The sequence below is a fragment of the Lichenihabitans psoromatis genome, assembly GCF_004323635.1.
Classification (GTDB): Bacteria; Pseudomonadota; Alphaproteobacteria; order Rhizobiales; family Beijerinckiaceae; genus Lichenihabitans; species Lichenihabitans psoromatis.
The window spans coordinates 4,101,567-4,125,925 of sequence record NZ_CP036515.1 but is presented as its reverse complement, the minus strand read 5'-3'; the positions used below and the strand labels follow the sequence as shown (position 1 = coordinate 4,125,925).

Here is a 24,359-nt window from a genome sequence, read left to right as displayed (position 1 = left end):
GATCACGCGAGGCACGAGTTTTAAGCGTCTGGGGACGCGTCAGGCCGCTTTGGCGAGATTGGCCGAGGCTTGCGCGTAGGCCCAATCGAGCCATGCCGTCAGGGCGACGACATCCGCCGTCTCGACCGTGGCGCCGCACCAGACACGAAGGCCGGGAGGCGCATCGCGATAACCGCCAATATCGAAGGCCACGCCTTCCTTATCGAGCATATCGGCCAGCGACTTGGCAAAAGCAGCCTGAGCGTCGGCCGGCTGCGACGTAACGGCGGGCGCCACAACCTTCAAGCAAACGGAGGTGTTGGAGCGGGTGTCAGGCGCGATCGCCAGATGATCGATCCAGTCCGTCTTTGCGACCCAATCGGCGATCGCCGTGGCGTTGGCATCGGCTCGTGCCACGAGCGCATCGAGACCACCGAGCCCTTTGGCCCAGGTCAGCGCATCGATGTAATCCTCGACGCAAAGCATCGACGGTGTGTTGATGGTCTCGCCCTTAAAAATGCCCTCGATCAGCTTGCCGCCTGAGGTGAGGCGGAAAATCTTCGGCAGCGGCCAAGCGGGCGCATAGGTCTGCAGGCGCTCGACGGCGCGGGGCGACAGGATCAGCATCCCGTGGGCTGCTTCGCCGCCCAGCACCTTCTGCCACGAGAAGGTGACGACATCGAGCTTGTCCCAGGGAAGCGTCTGCGCGAAGGCCGCCGAGGTGGCATCGCAGATGGTCAGACCGGCCCGATCCGCCGGGATGAAATCGCCGTTTGGGACGCGCACGCCGGAGGTTGTCCCATTCCAAGTGAAGACGACGTCGTTGTTGAAATCGATGCTATTGAGATCGACGATCTCGCCATAGCCGGCCTTGAGGATCCGTGCATCCTTGAGCTTCAGTTGCTTGGCCGCATCCGTCACCCAGCCTTCGCCGAAACTTTCCCACGCCACCATATCGACGCCGCGTGCCCCAAGAAGCGACCACATCGCCATTTCGACGGCGCCGGTGTCCGAGGCCGGAACGATGCCGATACGGTAATCGGCGGGGACTTGCAGGATGTCGCGGGTCAGGTCGATTGCGGCTTGGAGTTTTGCCTTGCCGGGCTTGGCCCGATGGGAGCGGCCGAGGGCGGCTTTGCCGAGCGCCTCGAGTGTCCAGCCTGGGCGCTTCGCGCAGGGGCCAGAGGAAAAGCACGGGTTTGCGGGCCGTGTAACCGGTTTGTTCATCATAAAATCCATCCTCACAGATGGTAGCCTCTCGTTGGGGAGAGGTGTCCCGCCGCAAGGACTAGTACGAACCTCGCGGAGCCGTCAAGCGGCTCCTGTCGCTCAATCGATCGCGTAGCGGACGCCGAACTTCACGTCGTCACGCGTGAAGCTGCGGGAATAGGATGACGTTCCGACGGTTGTGCCGAAGCGCCCGATGTCGAGGTGACGGTAGCCGAGGTCGACCGTAACAGCGTCCGTCAGCGCGTAGGAGAGGCCTGCCATGGCGGCCCAGGCGAAGGTCGTGCTGCCGCGAGGCGAACCGCCCTGGCTCGCGCTCAAGCCCGTTGCGTCCAACACGGTCACCGAAGCCGACGGATCGAAGACCGCGAAGCCGAGACCCGCCCCGACGTAAGGCGTCACGCCATACCATGTGCCGATGTCGACGTAGCCGTTGACCAGCCCATCGTAGCGGTTGAGAGAGCCCTGCTGGCGGGTCGTGACCCCGCGGGTCGTGATCTGCGTGGCATAGTCGATCGGTTGAAGATAGTCGCCCGTGACGTCGACCCGCAGCATACTGTTGAAACGGTAGCCGACGCCGCCGCCAGCCGCGTAGCCCCCAGCCGATCGATGATCGAAGCCGAGCGGCGACAGCTTGGGGCGATCGTCGTCGCCATACGAGACATCGCCGCGGAGATACCAACCCGTTCCGACGGCGACATCGGCGTCGGGTTCGGCGAAGACAGGTGCGGGCGGATAGGTGGGCGAGAGGGTTGCGGTTCGCGCGAAGACCGGCGACGCCGCCATTCCGATCAGGGCCGCAAAACCCAATCTCGCTACCGTGCCGGCCCGCATCGACAATTCTCCTCGACCGTCGCGCTTGCCCGGCCCTTACTGAAAAGAATGAACAAATATGCTTAAGGGCAGCTTAACCATGCCGCGTATTCGACTAGCGATCCCACAAGAAAAACGCGGAGCCAGGGCCCCGCGTTTTGTCGTTCAGTAGGTAGAATGTCCGCGCGTCAGTATTTCCGGACGATCGGCGCTTCAGGCGGATAATAGACCGGGGTAGGGGCCACATCGCTGATCATCCAGCGCATGCCGAGCCGGATATCTTGCGAGGCAAGATCGTAACGATGCTTCTCGATCACGCAGCCGGTGCTGTTCACGCAATTGATGAAGCCCGAGGTCGCATCACCCATGTTGAGGTAGCGATAGCCGAGTTCCAGCTTGAGGTTCTGGCTGACCGAATAAGACACGCCCGCCATGGCGGCATAGGCCAGGTTGAACTTGTCATGTTCCTTGGCAAAGCCGAAGCCGCCGTTGCCGACGCCGTTGAACACATTGCCGGCTTGGTCGACAATGGTCGGGCCACCGACGCCGAGATCGCTCAAGGATGTGACGCGGTTGTAGGCTGCGCCGACGCCGGCCCCGATGAAGGGCGTCAAGCCATACCAGGTGCCAAGGTCGGCATAGGCATTGACCAGGAACACCGAACTCTGCAGCGAGCCGTTATATTGATCGTAGCCGCGCCCGGTCCCCGGGACGCCGAAACCCGCACCCGCATCGTAGCTCTCGATCGTGCTGAAATGCTGGTCGGTGCGATATTCGCCGGTGGCATCGAAGCGGAGCCAGTTGTTGACCTGATAGCCAACGCCGATGTCGACGAAGCTCGAATCGGCGATGTGCTGCTGGTCCCGCGCAAAGCTCGGGACAGCGGTCGCGGTATCGATCGGAGCATAGCTCTGATCGTAGAAGGTGGATCGAATGTTCGGATTGCTGGCGACGCCCACACCGACATCACCGCGCAGATACCACCCACCGAAATCGACGACCTCGGGCGGCGGAACATATTGAGGCGGCAACGGGAGGTCGGCGGCGCGTGCGCCGGTCGCAGCCCCAAGTGCCACGACTCCCGCGAAAAGCAGGGCTTTGGTGCTGCCCATAGATGACGTCCCCACTTGAACAGTTGCAATTTCGGCTAGGCCGAGGGTCGACCCATCAACGATGAGCAAAGGTTGCAGAAACTGTTTAAGGGGAGCTTAACCCTAACGATTAACCTTGCGGCTGCAGCAGAAGCGTCGGGACATGACAGTCCGATGTTGCGCGATCCTTCTCTCGATCGCGGTTGTTTGGGACGATCGCATGGTCACCGCATTGCAACACCTTGCTGCGGAGTGAGGCGGGGCAGTTGCCGCCCATTGCTTTTTTTCTTACGAAGGCGGGAAATATTGAGGCTCAGCACGAGCTGAGAGCGGCTTGGTCGGATATTGCCGGTTTGGCTAAGCAATCGGGGATGTGTGCATGAAGGTTGTCTTGGCGCAGCCGCGCGGGTTTTGCGCGGGCGTCGTCCGAGCGGTCGAGATCGTCGAAAACGCTCTCGTCCAGCACGGGGCTCCGGTCTACGTCCGCCATGAAATCGTCCATAATCGCCATGTCGTCGAGAGCCTGGAACAGAAGGGTGCCAGGTTTGTGAAAGACGTGTCCGAGATTCCCGACGGAGCCGTGACGATCTTCAGCGCCCATGGCGTTGCGCGCTCCGTGGAGCAGGAAGCCGCCCGGCGCAACCTGCCGGTGCTCGATGCTACCTGTCCGCTCGTCGCCAAGGTTCATCACCAGGGCCGGCGCTATGTGGCGCAGGGTCGGTCCGTCATTCTGATCGGTCATGCCGGCCATCCGGAAGTCGTCGGGACTGTGGGACAGATCGATGGTGAGGTGCATCTCGTCCGCAGTGTCGAGGATGTCGCCATGCTCGATCTGCCGATCGATGCGCCCGTCGCCTACATCACTCAAACGACGTTGAGCGTCGACGACACGCGCTCCATCATCGCGGCGCTCGAAGAAAAGTTTTCCGACGTCGTTGGCCCCGATACGCGCGACATCTGCTATGCCACCCAAAATCGACAGACGGCGGTGCGGGAATTGTCGCGGATCGCCGACCTGATTTTGGTGGTCGGCGCCAACAACAGCTCGAATTCGAATCGCCTCCGGGAGATCGGAGCCGAGACAAACGTGCCGAGCTATCTCATCGCCGATGGGACGGAACTCGATCTCAACTGGCTGAAAGGCGTCGAGGTGATCGGTCTAACGGCCGGCGCATCGGCACCGGAAGTGCTGGTGGACGGTGTCATTTCGGCTCTTCGCCGAATGGGACCGATCGAAGTCTCGACCCTCCCCGGAATCGAAGAAACCGTTTCTTTCCGATTGCCCACCATGGCCATGAGCCATTAACCAACGTCGATACGCGTCGTGAGCGAGGCCGTGTTTAGGCGGCTCAAGGAGTTCACATTGGGAATTTCAATACACCAGGCAGCCCGGATGGGCGCTTACGTGGTCAGCCAGCATCTGCGTGGCCGCAAACGTTACCCGCTCGTCATGATGCTGGAACCGCTGTTCCGCTGCAATCTGGCCTGTGCGGGCTGTGGGAAGATCGACTATCCGGACAAGATCCTCGATCAACGCATTTCGGTGAAGGACGCGCTCGACTCGCTCGAGGAATGCGGCGCCCCCATGTTGGTGATCGCCGGTGGCGAACCGTTGATCCACAAGGAATTGCCGCAGATCGTTGAAGGCGCGATGGCGAAGAAGAAATTCGTCACCGTCTGCACCAATGCGCTTCTGCTCGAAAAGAAGATGCACGAGTATAAGCCGAACAAGTTCTTCAACTGGTCGATCCATCTCGATGGCGATCGCGAGATGCACGACAAGTCGGTGTGCCGCAAGGGCGTCTATGACAAGGCTGTCGCGGCCATCAAGGCCGCCAAGGCGGCGGGTTTCCGCGTCACCATCAACACCACCTTGTTCAGCGATGCGGATGCCGAGCGGTCGGCGCGTTTCTTCGACGAGGTTACCGCGATGGGCATCGACGGCATTACGGTGTCGCCGGGCTACGCCTACGAGCGCGCGCCCGATCAGCAGCATTTCCTGAACCGCGCCAAGATCAAGGAATTGTTCCGCGGCATCTTCGAGCGGAACAAGGGCGGCAAGGCTTGGCCGTTCTACCAATCCACGCTGTTCCTCGATTTCCTGGCCGGAAATCAGAAGTATCACTGCACGCCTTGGGGTAACCCAACCCGGACCGTGTTCGGCTGGCAAAAGCCCTGCTATCTGCTTGGCGAAGGCTATGCGAGCACCTTCAAAGAGTTGATGGAAGACACCAACTGGAGCAACTACGGCACCGGCAATTACGAAAAATGCGCCGACTGCATGGTCCACAGCGGGTTCGAGGCGACCGCGGTTGCCGATTCGGTCACCAAACCCTGGAAGATCCTCAAGGTGGCGCTGCAAGGCATCCGCACCAAGGGTCCGATGGCGCCCGATATCTCACTCGAGAACCAGCGCCCGGCGGAATATATGTTTTCGCGGCACGTCGAGACGAAGCTCGAAGAGATCACGACGAAGGAACAGAATCGCCTTCCCTTGCAGGCTGCCGAATAAGCCACAGCGATAGTTTAACAACAGACCCGGCGCTCTCGAGCGTCGGGTTTTGTCGTTTAAACGTGGCTTAGAGAAGTCGCGCATTCCCGGCAGCATGGGCCTCGTGCGTCAGCAGCCATTGCTTGCGCGGTAGTCCACCACCGAAGCCGGTAAGCCGCCCGTCGGCGCCCACGACGCGATGGCACGGCACCACGATAGCGATCGGATTGGCGCCATTGGCAAGCCCCACTGCGCGGCTCGCAGTTGGATGACCGAGAGCGGCGGCGAGGCGACCATAGGTCGTCGTCGTCCCCGGTGGGATCCCGCGGAGCGCGGCCCAGACCTGGCGTTGGAACGCAGTGCCTCCGGTCTCGACCTTCAGAGTGTCGAGAGCCCTAATGTCGCCCTCAAAATAGGCGCTGAGAGCGTCGCCGATCGCTCCGGTGCCATGCCCGGCCTGGAGCTCCACGCTGCCATAATGACGCTGGAGAAGGCGTCGCATCCGGGATTCATAATCGTGGAAATCGAGTGCGCGAAGCGCCGACCCGTCCGATATGATCAGCAGGGTGCCGAGCGGAGAGGCGAGGCGATCGAGAAACAGGGTCACGCCGCCGCTTCCTCACGATCGATGAGCGGCGCGATCGATCCTCCGTTCAGCGGTTTTCGACCGAGACGTCGGTGCCAACCCCAAACACCCCCAGCGTCCCAACATCGATGTCGACGAGGGGCCTCTGAGCGCCATCCTCCCGGGCAAGATCGCTCTCGTCGAATCCAAGATGGCCACACAACAAGGTGCGGCTATGCTTCAGAGCCGAAAAGGCAGCTCGTGCATCGAATGCGGTTCGGATCAGGGCTGGGAGATCGGCAGGGCGGCGGGCGAGCGCTTTGAGAACGGCCTTGACGTCTGTGCTGCCATCCGGCCGCATCCCGACCGTCGCAGCATGCGGGAGCGTCCGCTCCGCCGGATCGGCGACGATACGAAGCGCCGCGAAAGGCACCTGATGCAACGCGGCCAATCGTGCCGCGATATGCGACTCCATATCGACCGCCGCCGCGCCTGTGGTTGCATGCAGATGTGTCTTGGCATCGTGACCAACGACCATGTGATCGACACCGACGAGGTCGGCCACGATCGCATCGGGCAGGGCGGACGACAGACGTTTCAACCAGACAGGGTCGGTCAGCATCACGGTCTCGCCGTCATCGACCGCGCGCGCGATAATTACCGTTCCGGGCTTCAACCCTGGTGCGAGGCCACCCGCGATGCCGAAACTGATCACCGCTCTGGCGCCTCGGGACAGCGCTCCTTGCAGCAGAAGCGCGAGGCGAGCGGCGTCGCCGCCACCCGCGAGGGTCGCAACACCGCTCCCACCCGCGATCCGGGCTTCCGCGTTCATGCCGGTCACGGCGAGGACCGGGAGTGATGCAGCCATCATCGCATCACATCCCGACCAGGACAGATTTCGTGTTGCTGGCTTGAAGGTTGCGAAAACGCGCCATGGCCCAGAGCGGAAAGAACTTGGGATAGCCGTGGTAGCGCAGGTAAAACACGCGCGGGAAGCCTGTCGCAGTATAGATATCCTCGGCCCAGAACCCGTCGCTTCCCTGGTGCCGCAACAAATAGTCGATCCCGCGCGCAACACTGACGCTATCGGCTTCGCCGGCGGCCATCAGGCCGAGCAGCGCCCACGCGGTCTGCGACGCGGTACTTGGGGCGTGGCGAAAGCCCTTGTAATCGAGCGCATAGCTTCGTTCGTCCTCGCCCCAGCCGCCGTCAGAATTCTGCACCGCCTCAAGCCACGCGACGGCCCGACGCATCGCAGGATCGTGCGACGGAATGCCGACCGCGTTCAAGGCGCAGAGCACGGACCATGTGCCATAGATGTAGTTGAGGCCCCAGCGACCATACCAACTGCCGTCCTGCTCTTGGTTCTTGAGCAGATAGTCGAGGCCACGGCGGATGGCGCTACCAGCCTCCGGTTGCTCGCCCAGTTGCGCCAGCATCGACACGCAACGCGCCGTCACATCGGCGGTCGGTGGATCGAGCAAGGCGCCGTGATCGGCAAACGGAATTGCATTCAGGTAATGTTTGTCATTATCGGCGTCGAAGGCGCCCCAACCGCCATCGCGGCTCTGCAGCCCGACGACCCATTCGCGCGCGCGCGCAATAGACTCGTCGAAGCGTCGATCACCACGTTTCGCCGCCGCCCGATCCATCGCCATCACGACGACGGCCGTGTCGTCGAGGTCCGGATAATGAGCGTTTTCGTATTGAAAGGCCCATCCACCCGGCCGCACATCCGGCCGCTGGTCGGCCCAGTCGCCTTTGACGTCGAGCACCTGCTTGGGCTTCAGCCAAGCGATGCAATCGGCCGCGATTTTTGACTCGACACCCTCGGTTTCAAGCATCGCATGAGCCGTAAGCGCCGTATCCCAGACTGGTGAAAGGCAGGGCTGGCAGTAGGCCTCATCGTCCTTGACGATCAACAGCTTTTCGATCGAGGCACGGGCTAGCACGACTTCCGGTGCATCGACCGGCATTCCGAGCGTGTCGAACATCATGACCGTGTTGGCCATGGCCGGGTAGATGGCGCCTAGGCCATCTTCACCGTTCAGTCGCTCACGCACGAACGCGATGGCTTTGGCGATGGCCTTCTGCCGCGACCCATTCGGAAAAAATCGTTCGGTCCGTTGCAGCACGGCGTCGAGGCCGCCGAAGAGTGCTCCCCAAGGCTGGACGACATCCGGTCCCTTCGGCCAAACGCGAACCTCAGCGGGCGGCACAACGAACAATTCGTCGATCCCGATCCCGCGAGGATTGCGGGCGACCGGTTTGAGAGCGGCCAGGACCGTCATCGGCACGATGGTGCAACGGGCCCAGTAAGAAATCTTCGACAAGTGGAACGGAAACCAGCTTGGCAGAAGCATGATTTCGACCGGCATGACCGGAACGGCTCGCCAGGGCACGATGCCGAACAGCGCCAGGGTATTGCGCGTGAACACGTTGCAATTGACGGCGCCGCCGAGTGACAGAACGACCTCGCGGGCCCGACGCATGTGGGGCTGGTCTGGCGTATCACCGATCAGTTTCAGCGCAAGATAAGCCTTCACGGTCGCCGAAATGTTGGCCGGTGCGCCATGGAGCATCGGCCAACCGCCATCGGCGCTCTGGGTCCGGCGCAGGTAGACCGCGATCTTGCGCTCGATTTCGAGGTCCGGCTCACCAAGGAAATGCTTCAGCAGAACATATTCGGACGGAATGGTGGCGTCTGCCTCCAATTCGAAAGCGAAATGACCATCCTGGTTTTGGTAAGCACGGAGCGCGCGAGCCGCATGGGCGATGGCTTGATCGAGATCGGGACTCAGTTCGAGATCAGGTTCACGACGCGCGCTCTGAAGCGAAACTGCGACAGCGTTCAATGGCATAATCCAGATGTTCTCGATGTGTCTCGATCGGTCCGCCCCAATTGCATAGCGTTTTTCACAAGCCTGCCGCACCGACAAGTCGAAAAGCCAAGCCCTCGCCGCAATGCCGGCTTGAGTGACTTGCATGTGACAGGTTGGGTCACCGATCTCGAGATGCTGTCACATGGTCGCCGCAGCCCGACCGCCCGCACACGAACAGGATGAGCATCCGTTCCGACTGCGACGAAATCGGCGTCGCCAATCGGCCGAGCTTGATTTTCTGGCGCTATCGCGCGTATCGCTACGACGGCAATCGAACCAATGTGATCGGCTGCCGGCCATTCTCAATCGAAACGCTCGATCCGGCGCGAACCGCCCAAGGCCATTTTTCTGCCTTGCCCTGTTCCCCAATCAACATCGCGGCGGTGGCCGGTCCAGCGGATCGGGAGGCAGGGCGACATCATGGACGCACGATTAAACGAGAGCGCGCCGAGCGAGAGCTCGCGCTCCGGCGACGGTTCGCAATCTGCCGAAGCGGCAGTCCCGGCACGGTTCGAGGTGGGGCAAACGATAGAAACCCAAGGGCTTGGGTCGGCCGCCGTGCGAAGCGGAACCGTGTTTGGCATTCTGTTCGCGGCCAGCATCGCCCATGGCCTCAACGACCTGATGCAATCGCTGTTGCCCGCCATCTATCCGGTGCTGCGGAAGACCTTTTCGTTGGACTATGGGCAAATCGGCCTGATTACCCTGACGTTTCAGGTGACGGCGTCGCTCTTACAACCGCTTGTCGGCTTGTCGACCGATCGTAAACCGCGGCCCTATTCGCTCCCGGTCGCCATGTGCGTCACGCTCGTCGGGTTGGTTCTGCTGGCCTACGCGACCAACTATACCATGCTGTTGGTCGCAGCCGCGTCGGTCGGGATCGGATCGTCGATCTTCCATCCGGAAGCCTCGCGCGTTGCCCGCATGGCGTCGGGCGGTCGTCATGGATTGGCGCAATCGCTCTTCCAGGTGGGCGGCAACTTCGGCACAGCGGCCGGCCCGCTCCTCGCGGCCTTCATCGTCGTGCCGCGCGGGCAGACCAGCATCGCCTGGTTCACGCTTGTGGCCTTCGTTGGGATGCTTCTGCTCACGCGGGTCGGAAGCTGGTATGCGACCGCGCTGCGAACGGAGTCCAAGAGGGGCGGCGAAGTCCATGCGCCGTCGACCCTCTCGCGCCGGCGCATCATCGCGTCGGTGTTGATCCTGCTTGGCCTGATCTTTTCCAAACACTTCTATCTCGCAGGGATGAGCACGTTTTACACGTTCTACCTGATCGACAAGTTTCATGTGTCGATCCAGACAGCGCAGGTGTTCCTCTTCGTGTTCCTCGGCGCGGTCGCGGCCGGCACCATCATCGGCGGCCCTGTTGGGGATCGCGTCGGGCGCAAATCCGTGATCTGGGTCTCGATCCTCGGTGTGCTGCCCTTCACCTTGGCGCTTCCTTATGCCGACCTCTTCTGGACTTGCGCCCTGACGGTGGTGATCGGTCTCGTCCTGGCTTCGGCCTTCTCGGCCATCCTGGTCTATGCCCAGGAGTTGATCCCGAGGAATGTCGGCTTGGTCGCCGGCCTCTTCTTCGGCTTCGCGTTCGGGGTCGCCGGGCTTGGGGCTGCTCTCCTCGGCGAACTCGCGGATCAGACGAGCATCAACTTCGTCTTCAAGGTCTGCTCGTTCCTGCCCTTGTTGGGAGTGCTGACGTTTCTTCTGCCGGACGTCGAAAACAGCAGCAAGCGTCGCTAAAGGCGGCGCTCGCTATTCTGCCGCCTGCCGCTGCGGGAGTGCCGCGACGTCCTCGATGTGGTCGTCGGCCTCCCGCTTTTTGTGGCCGCCGCCGAGCCACGTCGACACGCGGTCGAGGTAGACATAGACGACCGGGGTGGTGAATAGCGTCAGCACCTGGCTCACGAGAAGGCCGCCGACCATCGCATAGCCGAGCGGTTGCCGAATTTCCGAGCCTGTCCCGGTCCCCAGCATCAACGGGATACCACCAAGCATCGCCGCCATCGTGGTCATGATGATCGGGCGGAAGCGGAGAAGGGCCGCCTTTCTGATCGCCTCTTCGGCCGTCAATCCCTCATCTCGTTCAGCAACGATCGCGAAGTCGACCAGCATGATGCCGTTCTTCTTCACGATGCCGATCAGCAGGATCAAGCCGATCAGGGCGATCAGACTGAAGTCGAAGCCGAACAGCATCAGAATCGCGAAAGCTCCGAGACCGGCAGACGGCAACGTCGACAGAATGGTCAGTGGGTGGATGAAGCTCTCATAGAGAATGCCGAGGATGATGTAGACGACCACCAGGGCCGCGAGGATCAGCAGGGGGACGGTGCTGAGCGACTGCTGGAACGCCTGCGCATTGCCTTGGAAGGTGGTCTGGATCGTTTGCGGCGCCTGGATCGCGTTCATGGAACGTTGGATCGCGGCGGTGGCCTCACCCAGCGCGACGCCTTGCGCGAGATTGAAGCTGATCGTCACGGCCGGAAACTGGCCCTGATGGCTGATCGACAAGGGGCGGATTGGCTTGGTCGACCAATGAGCGACAGCCGAAAGCGGCACCATGCCGCCGGTCGCGGGCGACTTCATATAGATCGTGCTGAGGCTTGTTCGGTCACCCTGGAGTTCAGGCAGGATCTCGAGAATGACGTGGTAGCTGTTGATCTGCGTAAAATATTGCGCGACCTGACGCTGGCCGAAGGCGTCGTAGAGGGTGTCATCGATGAGTTGGGGCGTGATCCCGTAACGCGAAGCTTGGTCGCGATCGATCGACAAGGTCAGCGTGGTGCCGTTGGTTTGCTGGTCGGTTGCCACATCGCGGACTTCAGGCAGCGTTTTCAGCTTGTCGAAGATCTTCGGTGACCATTCGTTCAATTCGTCGAGGTTGGCGTCTTGCAGGGTGTATTGATACTGCGTCCGAGCGGCGCGACCGCCGACGTTGACGTCCTGAGCGGCCTGCAGAAACAGCTTCGCGCCCTCGACCTTGTCGAGTTGGGGGCGAAGTCGCGCAATGATCTGCTGGGCCGAAGCCTCGCGCTCGTCGCGCGGTTTCAGGGTGATGAACAGGCGGCCATTGTTCAGAGCGTTACCGCCTGACCCGAGCAACATCCCGACCGTCGCGACATCCGGATCTTTTGAGACGATGTCGCCGAGCGCCTCCTGCTTCAGCTTCATGTCGGCAAAGGAAATGTCTTGAGCGCCTTCCGACGTGCCGAAGATCAAACCCGTATCCTGGTTCGGAAAGAATCCTTTCGGGATCACGTTGAAGAGATAAACGGTCGCGATGACCGTGCCGAAAAACACCATCAAGGTGACGAAACGGAACTTCAGGCAGACGTTGAGGCCGCGCTCGTAAAGCTTCAGCATCCCATCGAAAAAGCGCTCGCTCATCATGTAAAGCCGACCATGCTTCTGCTGATGCGGGTCGGTCAGGAAGCGGGACGCCATCATCGGCGTCAGCGTCAGCGAGACGAAAGCCGACACGGCGATCGTCATCGCCAGGGTCACCGCGAACTCGCGGAACAAGCGGCCGATAATCCCGCTCATCAAAAGCAGCGGGATCAGCACCGCGATCAGCGAAATGCTGATCGACAGGATCGTAAAGCCAATTTCACTCGCGCCTTTGAAGGCGGCTTCGAGGGGTTTCTCCCCCTCCTCGATGTGACGCGTGATGTTTTCGAGCATGACGATCGCGTCATCGACCACGAAACCGACCGCGATCGTCAAAGCCATCAGCGACAGATTGTCGAGACTATAGCCCATCCCCCACATGAGGGCGCACGTTCCGAGCAGCGCGAGCGGTACCGTGATGGATGGAATGACGGTCGCCCAGAAGCTTCGCAAAAAGATGAAGATGACCATCACGACGAGCGCGATCGTCAACAGCAAGGTGAACTGCACGTCATGGACCGACGCGCGGATCGTGGTGGTGCGGTCGCTGATGATGTCGAGATGGATTGCCGGCGGGATAGACGCCTGCAACCGCGGCAGCATGGCTTTGATCTGATCGACGATCTGGATGACGTTGGCGCCGGGCTGCTTGAAGATGACGAGGAAGACACCGCGCTTGCCTTGCGACCACGCCGCTTTCTTGGCGTCTTCCGGGCCGCTGACCGCCTGACCGATGTCCTTGATGCGGATCGGGCCGCCGTTGCGGTAGGCGATGACGACGTCGTTCCAGTCGCTGCTCTTGGTCAACTGATCGTTGGCGTAGATCGTGTAGCTTTGCTGCTTGCCGTCGATACTGCCTTTCGGGCTATCGACCGTCGTCACCGCAATGGCGGACCGCACATCCTCGAGCGACAGTCCTTTGGTCACGAGCTTGGCAGGGTCGAGCTGGATGCGGATCGAGGGTTTCTGCTCGCCGCCGATCGTCACCTGTGACACGCCGGAGATTTGGCTGATCTGCTGTGCCACCTTGGTGTCGGCGTTGTCGTCCACCTCGGTCAGGGGCAAGGTGTCAGATGTGGCGGCCAGAAGCATGATGGGCGAGTCGGCCGGGTTGACCTTGCGGTAGGTTGGCGGACTTGGGAGCTGCTTTGGCAGCTGCCCGCCGGCCGCATTGATGGCGGCCTGCACGTCATTGGCGGCGCCGTCGATATTGCGGTCGAGATCGAACTGGATCGTGATGGCGCTGTTGCCGAGCGCGCTCGTGGACGTCAACTGTGCAACGCCGGGGATCTGCGCGAATTGTCGCTCGAGCGGCTGCGCCACGGACGATGCCATGGTTTCCGGGCTGGCGCCGGGAAGGCTTGCGGACACCTGAATGGTCGGAAAGTCCACCTGCGGAAGCGGCGCGACGGGCAACAGAGGATAGGCCACGAGCCCGATGCACAGAATGCCGATCATCAGCAACGTGGTGGCGACAGGATAGCGAATGAACGGGCCTGAGATGCCTCCGTACATGCTCACGGCTCCTTTGCTGCTGTCTTCTGTTGATCGTCGCCGACTTTAACCAGGACGCCGGGCTGAAGCCGATATTGGCCCGCCGTCACGACCATCTCGTCTGCCTTGATCCCATCCTGAATCAGCGCCTTGCCATCACCGATAAGGCCGATCTTCAGATTTCGCTGCTGGACCTTATTGTCCGGACCGACGACGAACGCATAAAAACCCGTTTGCCCGCGCTGTACCGCAGCTTCGGGAATCATCACGACATCTTTACGGATCGCCACCGTGGTCCGCGTCGTGACCGACAAGCCCGGCCAGAGCTTATTATCTTCGTTCTTGAACAGAGCCTTGACCCGAATGGTTCCGCTCGACGTGTCGACCTCGTTATTCAGAGTGTCGAGTGTCCCCTCAGCCAGCACGGTCTTGCCATCCGTCGTCAACGCGTTGACCGGCACTGGCCCAGCCGCCACCCCGGCTTGGAGTTGCCCGAGGCTGTTTTCCGGTTCGGTGAAGATCGCGGCAATCGGCTGCAATTGTGCGATCGAGACGATGCCGGTGGCGCTGGCGGCCGTCACGATGTTGCCCTGGTCGGCCAATCGAAACCCGACCCGTCCGGTGATCGGTGCCGTGATGGTCGCGTAATCGAGTTGCACCTGAGCATTGTCGATCGCCGCATCGTCCGCCGCAATTTGCGCCGTCAATTGGGCAACTTGGGAGGTCTGCGTATCGAGCTGCTGCTTCGTTGCATAATCATTTTTGGCGAGTGACTCGTAGCGGGTCAGGTCACGATTGGCATTGGCCAGATTGGCTTGATCCTGCTGCTTCTTCGCCTGCGCTTGCTCGAGCGCTGCCTTATAGGGGCGGGGGTCGATCTGCACGAGGAGATCGCCCTTCTTGACGATCTGACCTTCGGTGAAGTTGATCTTGATAATCTGACCATCGACCCGGCTGCGGACCAGCACCGTATTATTCGCCTGCACGGTCCCGAGCCCGACCAGGATCACGGGAAAATCTCCGGTCTGGGCCGCGACGGCACTCACCGGCACCGCCATCGGCGGTGGCGCTGCTTTAGCTTCCGCCTTGTCGGCGGGTTTCAGAAAGGGAGCCGTCGCATAGACTTTCGCGCGGAACGCGTCGTTGTTTCGAAACTCATAGACCCCGACAGCTGCCGCAATGACGATCGCGACGAGGATCAATCGTGAAAAACCGCGGCCCTTGCGATCGCTTGGGTTCGACATGACGCTTGCTTTTCCGGTGGGGGCGAAACGCTGCGAAGACGATCTGGACGGATCGGCGCGATCCGGGTCATCGCAGCTTATCGCGACCGCAACGTGAGCAGTTTGGTGCACCAGGACAAATTAAATCTTTGTCATGTCCGGGCGTGCGGATGTGTCGCGGTATCCAGTTTGGTAGATGCGGGTGGCACAATCCCTTACGGCAGCCGAGCGATAGAGCGAGGCTGACGCGTCTGTCCGAAATCGGACGAGCTCCGCTTGCACCTGCCTGGTGCCTGCGACGAGTTGGACCGCAAACCTCTTGCCAAGAAAAAGGGCGCCGCTTGCGCGCCGCCCTTCCAATGCTCGAGATCACATCAGATGATCAGTTCGGAACGGGTGTCGCCGTCGCGGGTTTCTGGGCGTCTGCCGGTGCCGGCGTATTTGAAGCCTTGGTGTTGCCGCGCAGCAGGTTCAGCGCCGCGATCAGTTGCTTGTCGTTCTTGGCATCCGGGGGCACGTAAGCCTGCGAGCCTTGCTTTTCGTCGTCGCCATTCTTCAAATGCCCCTTGAGCGACGCTTCGCCCTTGGTGTCGTCCTTGCCCTTGAGTTCGTCCGGCACGTCCTCGAGGATCTGCACTTCGGGCTCGATGCCCTTGGCCTGGATCGATCGACCCGATGGGGTGTAGTAACGGGCCGTCGTCAGGCGCAAGGCGCCGCTCTGGCCGAGCGGGATGATGGTCTGGACCGACCCTTTGCCGAACGAACGCGTGCCCATGATGGTGGCGCGTTTGTGATCCTGCAGGGCGCCTGCGACGATCTCGGAGGCGGATGCGGAACCGCCGTTGATCAACACGACCATCGGCTTGCCATGGGACAGGTCGCCACCCGGACGCGCACTGTAGCGCTGGGTCTCGTCAGCGTTGCGGCCGCGCGTCGACACGATCTCACCGCGGTCGATGAAGGAGTTCGACACTTCGATCGATTGATCGAGCAATCCACCCGGGTTGTTGCGGAGATCCAGGATGTAGCCCTTGAAATTGTCGCTCGGGATGTCGGTCTGAAACTTCTGCATGGCGGCTTTCACGCCATCATAGGTCTGCTCGTTGAACTGGCTGATGCGGATGTACCCCACATCGTCCTTCTCTTCGTATTTGACCGACTTGATCGTGATGACGGCGCGGGTGAGCTTGACGTCCTGCGTATCCTTCTGCTTCGCGCGAAGGATCTTGAGCGTGACCGGCGTTCCGACGGCGCCCCGCATCTTGTCGACGGCTTGGTTCAGCGTCAGGCCGGAGACGGCGTCACCATCAATCGCGACGATCATGTCGCCCGATAGAATACCGGCCTTCGACGCAGGGGTATCGTCGATCGGGGTAACGACCTTGATGTTTCCATCTTCCTGCGTGACTTCGATGCCGAGGCCGCCGAATTCGCCGCGCGTCTGCACCTGCATGTCGCGATAGCTCTTCGCATCCATGTAGGAGGAATGCGGGTCGAGCGAGGTCAGCATGCCGTTGATGGCCGCTTCGACAAGCTTTTCCTCATCCGGCTTCTCGACATAATCGGTGCGGATTTTCTCGAACACGTCGCCGAACAGATTGAGATTGCGATACGTATCGGATGCCGCGGCGCTGGCGGGGCTGCTCGCGATCAGACTGGTATGCATTACGCCTGTCGCGGTCGCTGCGCCCAGAACGGCACCCGCAACCATCAATGTCACCTTGCGCATCATCCGCGAACCTTTTCCAGGTCGGCCTTCGCCCACCATGGGCTGGGGTCGACGGCCGTTCCATCTTTTCGAAATTCAACATAGAGAATGGGGTCTGCCGCGCCAAGCGCGATCGAAGCCGCGGTCTTGACAGAGCCGTCCCCCATTGTCGCAACCGGCTCGCCCGCCAAAACGAACTGTCCCGGCGCCACATTCACCCGGCTCATTCCAGCCAAGACGATATAATATCCGCTTCCCGCATTTATAATTAAGATTTGTCCATAGGTGCGGTAGGGCCCTGAAAAAGCGACCCAGCCATCCGATGGGGCTGCGACGACCGCGCGCGCCGGGGTCGCGAGCGACATGCCTTTTTCGGTTCCGCCAAAGTCGTCGGCGGTTCCGAACCGTTTGACGACGCGCCCTGTCGAGGGAAGGAACAGCATCGCCTTGGCATCGGCGAAGTCGACCGCCGGGGTCAGCCGGGCTGGATCTCTAAAGGGGCCAGCCGCCACCTTGGCCCGGATGCTGTCGGCATCCGCCGCTGCGGCTTTGCGCCGCTCCTCGTCGGCTGCCCGCGCTGCGTCCCCGGCGTGTCGGGCAGAGGCAACCTCGTTCTCCATACGGGAGATCAGATCCTGCAGGCTGGTGGCCCGGCGCGCGAGATCGGCCGCGCGGCCTTGTTGCGAGCCGAGAGCGGCTTCGGCCTCCGTCTGGGCGGCTTGCTTCGCGACGATCAACCCATCCAGTCGTGCGCGTTCGTTGCCGAGTCCGGCGATTTCGGAGGCGAGCTGGTCGCGTTCGCCCGCGATCGAGACGCGCAACCGCTGCAGATCGCTGAGGTCGGATGCCAGAGCCTCGGCCTCCGAACGCAATTCCGGCACCACCGCCCCGAGCAGCATCGATGTCCGGATCGACTTCAGAATGTCGTCGGGCCGCACCAAGATCGCAGGCGGCGGCTTGCGGCCCATGCGTTGCAGCGCCGCCAGCACTTCAGCGATGACGCCGCGCCGGCCTTCAAGCGATTGCTTGATCGCGTCTTCGCTGCCCGTCATCGTATCGAGGCGCCCCTGCGCCTCCCCCACCTTCCGCTCCGCATCTTGCACATGCTGCGTCGTTTCGAGCAGGGCGGCATTCAGGCGCACACGGTCGGTGCGGATTGCCTCGATGTCGGCCACGATCTTGTGTCGCTCGGCATCGGAGACCGAAAGATTCTCCTGCAGGCTCCGCAACTCCTGCTTTCTCGCATCAATCTGCTGGTCGCGGTCGGTCGCGGTCGTGGCGGGGACAGACGCCGTCACGGAAGAGTCGGGCGTGGCCGCTACGGACGCATTGCTTTGTGCCGCATTCGGCGCCGCATCCTGGGCCGCGACCGGAAGTGCGACGCCGGCCGCCACCACCGCCAGGAGGATCGCGGGACCGTAGCGGCACGGCACGCTCTGCCTGCCTCCGGACCGCCGCGCGTCAGTCATAAACGTCCTTCGTTTCACCGATCCCGAATCAGTCGGGCCCACTCATTGTTGGAGACGATCGGTTACGAATTCGTCGCCATCAGGGCGGCGCTGCGATGCTTAGGCGCCGAGCCACTCGGGAATCCGATCAAGGCCGATCAGATCGTCGTAGCTCGTCCGAGGCCGGATCACGGCGTAACGATCGCCATCCACCATGACTTCGGGCACGAGCAAGCGCGAATTATACGTGCCGGCCTGGACGGCTCCGTAGGCGCCCGCCGTCATGATGGCGAGGAGATCGCCAGCCGCCGCAGGCGGGAGATCGCGGCCGAGCGCCATATAATCGCCGGTCTCGCAGACCGGGCCGACGACGTCCACGGTCGCACGCGCGCCCGTCGCCGGTTCGACCACCGGCTTGATCTCGTGAAACGCCTCATAGAGCGTCGGTCGGATCAGATCGTTCATGGCGGCATCCACCACCACGAAAGTCTTGTCGCCGCCGGTCTTGACCAGCACCACCTCGGTCACGAGCACGCCGGCGTTGCCGACCAACAGCCGCCCCGGCTCCAGCACGATCGTGGCGCCGAGCGCATTCGCATATTTGCCGATCAGCGCGGCATAGCGGTCGGGGTGGAACGCGCCCGCATCCTCCCCCTCGTGATACGGAATACCGAGGCCCCCGCCGAGATCGACATGGTCGATCGTGTGGCCATCGGCCCGCAATTGCACGACGAAATCGCTCAGTACCGCGAAGGCATGATCGAAGGGCTCGAGGTCGGTGATTTGCGAGCCGATATGCATGTCGATGCCGGTAACGCGCAGGCCGGGCAGCGTGGCGGCATGAGCATAGACGGCGCGCGCCCGATCGATCGGGATGCCGAATTTGTTCTCCGCCTTGCCGGTGGAGATCTTGGCATGCGTCCGTGCGTCGACGTCGGGATTGACCCGCAAGGCGATCTTTGCGGTGCGTCCCTTGCGGGTCGCCAACTCGGAGAGGAGGGCGAGCTCGGGCTCCGATTCGACGTTGAAGCAGAGGATGTCCTCGTCCAGGGCGGCATCGAGTTCACGCGCGGTCTTGCCGACGCCCGAGAATGTGATGCGTGAAGCTGGGACGCCCGCTGCCCGCGCGCGGCGTAATTCGCCGCCCGACACCACGTCCATACCGGCGCCGATATTGGCGAAAAGCCGCAGCACAGCCTGGTTCGAATTGGCCTTCATGGCATAGCAGACAAGGATCGGCTGACGGCCGAACGCCTCGCTGAAGACGCGGTAATGGCGCTCCATCGTGGCGCGGGAATAGCAGTAGAACGGCGTCCCCACAGCCTTTGCGATGGCGCGGATGTCGACGGATTCGGCGTGGAGCACGCCGTCGCGATACTCGAAGTGATGCATGATCGGGGCTGACGTCAGAGAAGTGGATCGAGGAAAAAGGACTCGTGCGGCGGCTTGATCGGCACCCGTTTCGGTCGCCGCTCCATCGCTTGGGAGTTCCCGTCGCTCGGTGCTGCGGCCTGAACGGTCGGGTCCGGCGCCGGTTCCAATTGGCCGCGACGACCGCATCCAGCCAGGCCTGTCGCGACGATCGCCGCCATGGCGACGGTGACCGCAAGGCGGACGCCTCTTGGACGCGCCGAGACTTTCAAGCTCACGACACTCACGCTCAAGACCTGCACCTTCCACTCGCCTCGACTGAGCATGCTGTACAAGCAAAGGGCTGCAACAGGCGAGGGGAAATGCAAGCGCGGGGGCGAGGCCTCCGTCGGCATGGCGGCTCCGCGCTGGATGGCGTAAGCCTGCTCGACCACGACGAGGGCGCGACGCCACCCATGCCGGATATCGGATCTCCCACCTTCGATCAGTTGCGCGTCTTTCTGGCCATCGTCGAAACCGGCAGCTTTTCGGCTGCGGCTCGCAAGCTGAACCGACAGCAATCGGTGATCAGCTACACGATCGCGAACCTTGAGGCGCAACTCGGGGGCCTGTCGTTGTTCGAGCGCAAGACGCGCCGCCCCGCCTTGACGCTCGCCGGGCATGCGATCCTAGCCGATGCGCGCCAACTCGCGTCGGGGGTGGATGGCTTGCAGGCGCGCGCACGGGGATTGCTGGCCGGCCTTGAGGCCGAAGTGGCGATCGCGGTCGATGTCATGTTGCCGACCCGTCGGCTTGTCGCGGCGCTGGCGACGTTCCGAGATGCGTTCCCGACCGTCACGCTGCGGCTTTATGTCGAGGCTCTGGGCTCCGTCGCCCGGCTGGTGCTCGATCGCACCTGCTCCGTCGGGGTCAGCGGGCCAATGTTACGGCCCGTCGATGGCCTCGAACAACGGCCCATTGGCAGCGTGTGGATGATCGCGGTCGCATCGCCGCGACATCCGCTCGCGCGCCTTCCGGCGCCGTTGAGCAAAACCGAGGCTCGTCGCCATGTCCAGCTCGTCCTCACCGACCGGTCCGATCTCACGGTGGGTCAGGACTTTGCGGTGCTGAGCCCACAGACGTGGCGGTTGGCCGACCTTGGGGCCAAACATGCTCTCTTGGTCGAGGGCCTCGGCTGGGGGAACATGCCCGAGGTGATGGTGCGGGAGGATCTGGCGCAGGGGCGCCTCGTCCTTCTCGACATCGCGAACCACCCCGGTCATCGATATATGCTGTCGGCGGTGCATCGTAGCGACCAGCCGCCCGGGCCTGCGGCGAAATGGTTGCTGGAGCGGTTGGCGGGCAGTTCGGCCGAAGACGATCTCGGCGCCGCCCAGGTTGCGGGGCTTGAACCGCCACCCGACGCCGAACTCGATCAGGCCTGAAGGCTGTTCAGTCGGTTCAACCAGGCCTGCGCCTGCTGGCGCACATTGTCGGGTGCGGTGCCGCCGTAGCTCGTGCGGCTCGCCACGGAATGCCTGACCCCGAGCACGCCGAAGACCTCGTTCGTGATCGCGGGTTCGATCGCTTGTAGAGCGGGAAGATCGAGCCCCTCCAACGGCACACCTCGTTCCGACGCGAGAGCGACGATCCGGCCCGTGACGTGATGGGCGCGGCGGAACGGCATATCGAGACGGCGCACCAGCCAATCGGCGAGATCGGTCGCGGTCGCGTAGCCGGACCCGGCGGCCGCTTCCATCCGGGCGGTGTCGGGCTTCAGATCCCGCACCATGCCGGTCATGGCCGCGACGCAGAGCACCAGGGCGTTCACGGCGTCGAACGTGCCTTCCTTATCTTCCTGCATGTCCTTGGAATAGGTGAGCGGAAGACCCTTCATGACGATCAGCAGGCCGGTCAACGCACCGATGATGCGGCCGCTCTTGCCGCGCACCAATTCGGCCGCATCCGGATTGCGTTTCTGCGGCATGATCGAGGATCCGGTCGAAAACTTGTCCGACAGGCTGGCAAAGCCGAATTGCGGGGTCGCCCACAGCACGATCTCTTCGGCGAGACGCGACAGATGCACGGCGCAGATCGAGGCGGCGGCCAGCACCTCAAGCACGAAATCGCGATCGGCCACGCTGTCGAGCGAATTGGCGGTGGGCCGGTCGAAGCCGAGCGCCTGCGCGGTCATGTGTCGGTCGATCGGGAAGGATGTGCCGGCCAGCGCCGCGGCGCCGAGCGGACATTCATTGAGACGGTTGCGCGCATCGCGGAAGCGGCCGCGGTCACGGCCGACCATCTCAGTATAGGCCAGCAGGTGATGGCCGAACGTCACCGGCTGGGCCGATTGAAGATGCGTGAAACCCGGCATTACCGATCCGGCATGCTCGATCGCGCGTTCTACGAAGGCGCGCTGCAGGTCGGCCAAGCCGATGTCGAGCGCATCGACGGTGTCGCGGACCCAGAGCCGGAAATCCAACGCCACCTGATCGTTGCGCGAGCGGGCCGTGTGCAGCCGCCCCGCGGCATCGCCGATCAGATCGGCAAGGCGGCTCTCGACGTTCATGTGAATGTCTTCGAGCGCGCGCGAGAACGAAAAGCTGCCGCTCTCGATTTCCGTGGCGATCTGGCCTAGACCGCGATCGATCGAAACGGCGTCGTCGGCCGAAATGATGCCTTGTTTGGCGAGCATGGCCGCATGGGCGCGCGATCCGGCAATATCCTGCGCGGCGAGACGGTAGTCGAAACCGATCGACGCGTTGATCTCTTCCATGATCGCGTCCGGACCGCTCGAGAACCGCCCGCCCCACATCGTATTGCTCATCTGCCTCGGACCCTTTTGACATGACCGACACGTCCAGCCCGGCCCACCCGTCCCGCCACCAGAGGCTTGCCGGCCTGCTCGCGGGCGGTGCTGTCGTCGTCGTCTGTGGCGGTCTCGCGGTCCTATACGGGATGGGGAAACTCGGCAAGGAAGCGGCGCCCGAGTGCCGGACCACGAGCGCCATCGTGTCCCGCGTCGATCCGTTCGTCCATGGTGAGGTCGCGGCCCTTAACCTGTCGCGGACCGCACGGCCGGTTCCGGCGCTGGCCTTCAAGACGGCGGACGGCTCCGCCATGACGCTCGCCGATTTCAAAGGCAAGACGGTGTTGCTGAACCTTTGGGCGACTTGGTGCGTACCGTGCCGCAAAGAAATGCCGGCCCTCGATCGATTGCAGGCGAAGCTCGGCAGCGACGACTTCCAGGTCGTCGCGATCAACATCGATACGGCCAAGCTCGATCGGCCGAAGCAGTTCTTGCAGGACACGGGCGTGACGCGCTTGCCGCTCTACACCGATGCGACCGCGACCGTGTTTCAAACCTTGCGAGCCGATGGGCAGGCACTCGGGTTGCCGACCACCATGCTGATCGACCCACATGGCTGCGGCATCGGCACGATGGCCGGGCCGGCCGAATGGGATTCGGCCGACGCCGAAAAACTGATCGCGGCCGCCAAGGGCTCCTGAGGTTATTCGCCCGCGATCGGGACCGGCGATAGCGTCTTGCGGGCCGGCTTCTCGTCGAGCAGCGGCGCAGGGCGGACGAACTCGCGCCACAGCAGGATCAGGGCCGACATGACGGCCGGCCCGACGAAGAGGCCGATAAGCCCCCAGGTCTCGACCCCGCCGAGAATGCCGAGCAGCACCCACAGGAACGGCAGTTTCGTGGCGCCTCCGATCAGGCCGGGACGCACGAAGTGGTCGGCGATCGAATTCATGACCAGCCCGAATGCCACCAGCGCGATCGCGGTCCACAGCGCGCCCTGAGCCACAAGGACCGCGCCGAGCACCAGAAGCAAAACCACGACCACAAAGGGGATCATGGCCGCGACAGCCGAGAAGGCGCCAAGCAGTGTCGGATGCGGCACGCCTGCCAGCGCATAAGCGATGCCGAGCAACACGCCTTCGCCAAGCCCGACCAGCACCAGACCATCCACCGTGCCGTGCACCGATGAGACCATCTGGCGCGCGATCCGCTCACCATGTGGGCCGAATAGCTTATGGCTCGCCAGCAGCATGTCGTTCGACAGGCTTTTGCCATCGCGGAGCAAGAAGAACAGCGTCACGATGGTGAAGAAAAACGTCACGATGCGATGTGTGAATGCCGTCCACAATTCGCGATTGTTGAGCATCCCCGCGCTATGCGTCGCGTGATGCACGAGGCCCGACACGTCGGAGGGATTGGCAAGGTTCGTCTTCCACCAGTCGCTGACCTCGGCTGCCCCGAACGGCAGCGACCCCACCCACGCCGGCTCGGGGATGCCCGATCGCATGGCCTCGGTACCGAAATGCATCAAGGCTTGGGCTTCTCGCGCCGCCTGGATGCCGAGAACGATGAAGGGCAGCAGGAAGATCACGGCCACGAGAGTCGTGAACAGCAACGGCAAAGCGATGTTGTGCTTGCCTGGCGGCCAGCGCAGCGTTGCCTTTGCATAGAGCGGCCCAATCGCGATCGCGATAATGGCGGCCCAGACCAGGGCCGCGATGAAGCCGTGCAGAGTCCATGCGCCGAGGGCAACCAATGCCAGAATGAGGACGAGCCGCGCGTTCCGCTGCATCCGGTTGGTCTGCTCGGGGGGCGGCACGCTCTGGTCGTTGATCATGGGCATCACGTGTCTCTCCTGGCCGATCGTCCTTAGCCCAAACCAGGGAAGCCGTGAA

The 24,359-nt window shown here is 62.5% G+C and carries 19 protein-coding genes; 5 read left to right on the top strand and 14 right to left on the bottom strand.

Going from position 1 to position 24,359, the window contains the following annotated elements:
- Positions 1 to 39: 39 nt before the first annotated feature.
- From EY713_RS19310 to EY713_RS19300, 3 genes are all read right to left on the bottom strand, one after another.
- On the bottom strand, positions 40 to 1,218 hold the full coding sequence (locus EY713_RS19310) for a phosphoserine transaminase (protein ID WP_425374372.1): 1,179 nt from the start codon (positions 1,216 to 1,218) through the stop codon (positions 40 to 42).
- A 90-nt stretch (positions 1,219 to 1,308) separates the two neighbouring features.
- Positions 1,309 to 2,040 (bottom strand): outer membrane protein, encoded by a 732-nt coding sequence (locus EY713_RS19305; protein WP_131118251.1) that lies wholly within the window; start codon positions 2,038 to 2,040, stop codon positions 1,309 to 1,311.
- Positions 2,041 to 2,207: 167 nt separating this feature from the next.
- Entirely contained in the window at positions 2,208 to 3,131 is a 924-nt protein-coding gene (locus EY713_RS19300) for an outer membrane protein (protein WP_131118248.1), read from the bottom strand.
- Positions 3,132 to 3,489: 358 nt separating this feature from the next.
- Between EY713_RS19300 and ispH the strand changes: the two genes are divergently transcribed.
- Complete coding sequence (ispH, locus tag EY713_RS19295; protein WP_131118245.1) at positions 3,490 to 4,416, top strand: 4-hydroxy-3-methylbut-2-enyl diphosphate reductase; 927 nt, start codon at positions 3,490 to 3,492, stop codon at positions 4,414 to 4,416.
- A gap of 57 nt (positions 4,417 to 4,473) precedes the next feature.
- Entirely contained in the window at positions 4,474 to 5,622 is a 1,149-nt protein-coding gene (gene hpnH / locus EY713_RS19290; RefSeq protein ID WP_131118242.1) for an adenosyl-hopene transferase HpnH, read from the top strand.
- 67 nt (positions 5,623 to 5,689) lie between these two features.
- Here the strand turns inward: hpnH and EY713_RS19285 are convergent, their stop codons facing one another.
- The 3 genes from EY713_RS19285 to shc are packed head-to-tail and all read right to left on the bottom strand — an operon-like array spanning position 5,690 to position 9,027.
- Positions 5,690 to 6,208 (bottom strand): methylated-DNA--[protein]-cysteine S-methyltransferase, encoded by a 519-nt coding sequence (locus EY713_RS19285; protein ID WP_131118239.1) that lies wholly within the window; start codon positions 6,206 to 6,208, stop codon positions 5,690 to 5,692.
- Between the two features lie 46 nt (positions 6,209 to 6,254).
- Complete coding sequence (locus tag EY713_RS19280; protein WP_245572794.1) at positions 6,255 to 7,037, bottom strand: phosphorylase; 783 nt, start codon at positions 7,035 to 7,037, stop codon at positions 6,255 to 6,257.
- 4 nt (positions 7,038 to 7,041) lie between these two features.
- Positions 7,042 to 9,027 (bottom strand): squalene--hopene cyclase, encoded by a 1,986-nt coding sequence (gene shc, locus EY713_RS19275; protein WP_131118236.1) that lies wholly within the window; start codon positions 9,025 to 9,027, stop codon positions 7,042 to 7,044.
- Between the two features lie 441 nt (positions 9,028 to 9,468).
- On the opposite strand from shc, the gene EY713_RS19270 reads away from it, so the two are divergent.
- Positions 9,469 to 10,788, top strand: coding sequence for an MFS transporter (locus EY713_RS19270; RefSeq protein WP_131118233.1), 1,320 nt, complete (start codon positions 9,469 to 9,471; stop codon positions 10,786 to 10,788).
- A 12-nt stretch (positions 10,789 to 10,800) separates the two neighbouring features.
- On the opposite strand, the gene EY713_RS19265 is transcribed toward EY713_RS19270, so the two are convergent.
- From EY713_RS19265 to EY713_RS19240, 6 genes are all read right to left on the bottom strand, one after another.
- Entirely contained in the window at positions 10,801 to 13,947 is a 3,147-nt protein-coding gene (locus tag EY713_RS19265) for a multidrug efflux RND transporter permease subunit (protein ID WP_131118231.1), read from the bottom strand.
- A gap of 2 nt (positions 13,948 to 13,949) precedes the next feature.
- Complete coding sequence (locus tag EY713_RS19260; RefSeq protein ID WP_131118228.1) at positions 13,950 to 15,170, bottom strand: efflux RND transporter periplasmic adaptor subunit; 1,221 nt, start codon at positions 15,168 to 15,170, stop codon at positions 13,950 to 13,952.
- Positions 15,171 to 15,531: 361 nt separating this feature from the next.
- Positions 15,532 to 16,881 carry a S41 family peptidase gene (locus tag EY713_RS19255; RefSeq protein WP_170314092.1) on the bottom strand — a complete coding sequence of 450 codons (1,350 nt, stop codon included), beginning with the start codon at positions 16,879 to 16,881 and terminating at the stop codon, positions 15,532 to 15,534.
- A complete protein-coding gene (locus EY713_RS19250; RefSeq protein WP_131118225.1) occupies positions 16,878 to 18,326 on the bottom strand; it encodes a murein hydrolase activator EnvC family protein in 1,449 nt (482 codons plus the stop codon). The genes EY713_RS19255 and EY713_RS19250 overlap by 4 nt, the downstream gene beginning before the upstream one ends.
- Before the next feature lie 99 nt (positions 18,327 to 18,425).
- Positions 18,426 to 19,697 carry a diaminopimelate decarboxylase gene (gene lysA / locus EY713_RS19245; RefSeq protein ID WP_131118222.1) on the bottom strand — a complete coding sequence of 424 codons (1,272 nt, stop codon included), beginning with the start codon at positions 19,695 to 19,697 and terminating at the stop codon, positions 18,426 to 18,428.
- A 14-nt stretch (positions 19,698 to 19,711) separates the two neighbouring features.
- Positions 19,712 to 19,969: a hypothetical protein gene (locus tag EY713_RS19240; RefSeq protein WP_131118219.1), complete on the bottom strand. Its 258-nt coding sequence runs from the start codon at positions 19,967 to 19,969 to the stop codon at positions 19,712 to 19,714.
- A gap of 162 nt (positions 19,970 to 20,131) precedes the next feature.
- Here EY713_RS19240 and EY713_RS19235 point away from each other — a divergent pair, with 162 nt between their 5' ends.
- A complete protein-coding gene (locus EY713_RS19235) occupies positions 20,132 to 21,100 on the top strand; it encodes a LysR family transcriptional regulator (RefSeq protein ID WP_131119956.1) in 969 nt (322 codons plus the stop codon).
- Here EY713_RS19235 and argH read toward each other — a convergent pair.
- Positions 21,091 to 22,482 (bottom strand): argininosuccinate lyase, encoded by a 1,392-nt coding sequence (gene argH, locus EY713_RS19230; protein WP_131118216.1) that lies wholly within the window; start codon positions 22,480 to 22,482, stop codon positions 21,091 to 21,093. The two genes, EY713_RS19235 and argH, sit on opposite strands and share 10 nt — an antisense overlap.
- A 20-nt stretch (positions 22,483 to 22,502) precedes the next feature.
- Here argH and tlpA point away from each other — a divergent pair, with 20 nt between their 5' ends.
- Positions 22,503 to 23,165: a thiol:disulfide interchange protein TlpA gene (gene tlpA, locus EY713_RS19225; protein ID WP_131118213.1), complete on the top strand. Its 663-nt coding sequence runs from the start codon at positions 22,503 to 22,505 to the stop codon at positions 23,163 to 23,165.
- A gap of 2 nt (positions 23,166 to 23,167) precedes the next feature.
- Here tlpA and EY713_RS19220 read toward each other — a convergent pair whose 3' ends face one another.
- Positions 23,168 to 24,307 carry an AI-2E family transporter gene (locus tag EY713_RS19220; RefSeq protein WP_425374322.1) on the bottom strand — a complete coding sequence of 380 codons (1,140 nt, stop codon included), beginning with the start codon at positions 24,305 to 24,307 and terminating at the stop codon, positions 23,168 to 23,170.
- Positions 24,308 to 24,359 lie beyond the last annotated feature (52 nt).

Excerpts from the sequence above, each read along its gene's own strand:
- EY713_RS19310 (WP_425374372.1), bottom strand. The coding sequence starts at position 1,218 with ATGGATTTTATGATGAACAAACCGGTTACACGGCCCGCAAACCCGTGC.
- EY713_RS19305 (WP_131118251.1), bottom strand. The coding sequence starts at position 2,040 with ATGCGGGCCGGCACGGTAGCGAGATTGGGTTTTGCGGCCCTGATCGGA.
- EY713_RS19300 (WP_131118248.1), bottom strand. The coding sequence starts at position 3,131 with ATGGGCAGCACCAAAGCCCTGCTTTTCGCGGGAGTCGTGGCACTTGGG.
- ispH (WP_131118245.1), top strand. The coding sequence starts at position 3,490 with ATGAAGGTTGTCTTGGCGCAGCCGCGCGGGTTTTGCGCGGGCGTCGTC.
- EY713_RS19280 (WP_245572794.1), bottom strand. The coding sequence starts at position 7,037 with ATGATGGCTGCATCACTCCCGGTCCTCGCCGTGACCGGCATGAACGCG.
- shc (WP_131118236.1), bottom strand. The coding sequence starts at position 9,027 with ATGCCATTGAACGCTGTCGCAGTTTCGCTTCAGAGCGCGCGTCGTGAA.
- EY713_RS19270 (WP_131118233.1), top strand. The coding sequence starts at position 9,469 with ATGGACGCACGATTAAACGAGAGCGCGCCGAGCGAGAGCTCGCGCTCC.
- EY713_RS19265 (WP_131118231.1), bottom strand. The coding sequence starts at position 13,947 with ATGTACGGAGGCATCTCAGGCCCGTTCATTCGCTATCCTGTCGCCACC.
- EY713_RS19260 (WP_131118228.1), bottom strand. The coding sequence starts at position 15,170 with ATGTCGAACCCAAGCGATCGCAAGGGCCGCGGTTTTTCACGATTGATC.
- EY713_RS19255 (WP_170314092.1), bottom strand. The coding sequence starts at position 16,881 with ATGATGCGCAAGGTGACATTGATGGTTGCGGGTGCCGTTCTGGGCGCA.
- EY713_RS19250 (WP_131118225.1), bottom strand. The coding sequence starts at position 18,326 with ATGACTGACGCGCGGCGGTCCGGAGGCAGGCAGAGCGTGCCGTGCCGC.
- lysA (WP_131118222.1), bottom strand. The coding sequence starts at position 19,697 with ATGCATCACTTCGAGTATCGCGACGGCGTGCTCCACGCCGAATCCGTC.
- EY713_RS19235 (WP_131119956.1), top strand. The coding sequence starts at position 20,132 with ATGCCGGATATCGGATCTCCCACCTTCGATCAGTTGCGCGTCTTTCTG.
- argH (WP_131118216.1), bottom strand. The coding sequence starts at position 22,482 with ATGAGCAATACGATGTGGGGCGGGCGGTTCTCGAGCGGTCCGGACGCG.
- tlpA (WP_131118213.1), top strand. The coding sequence starts at position 22,503 with ATGACCGACACGTCCAGCCCGGCCCACCCGTCCCGCCACCAGAGGCTT.
- EY713_RS19220 (WP_425374322.1), bottom strand. The coding sequence starts at position 24,307 with ATGCCCATGATCAACGACCAGAGCGTGCCGCCCCCCGAGCAGACCAAC.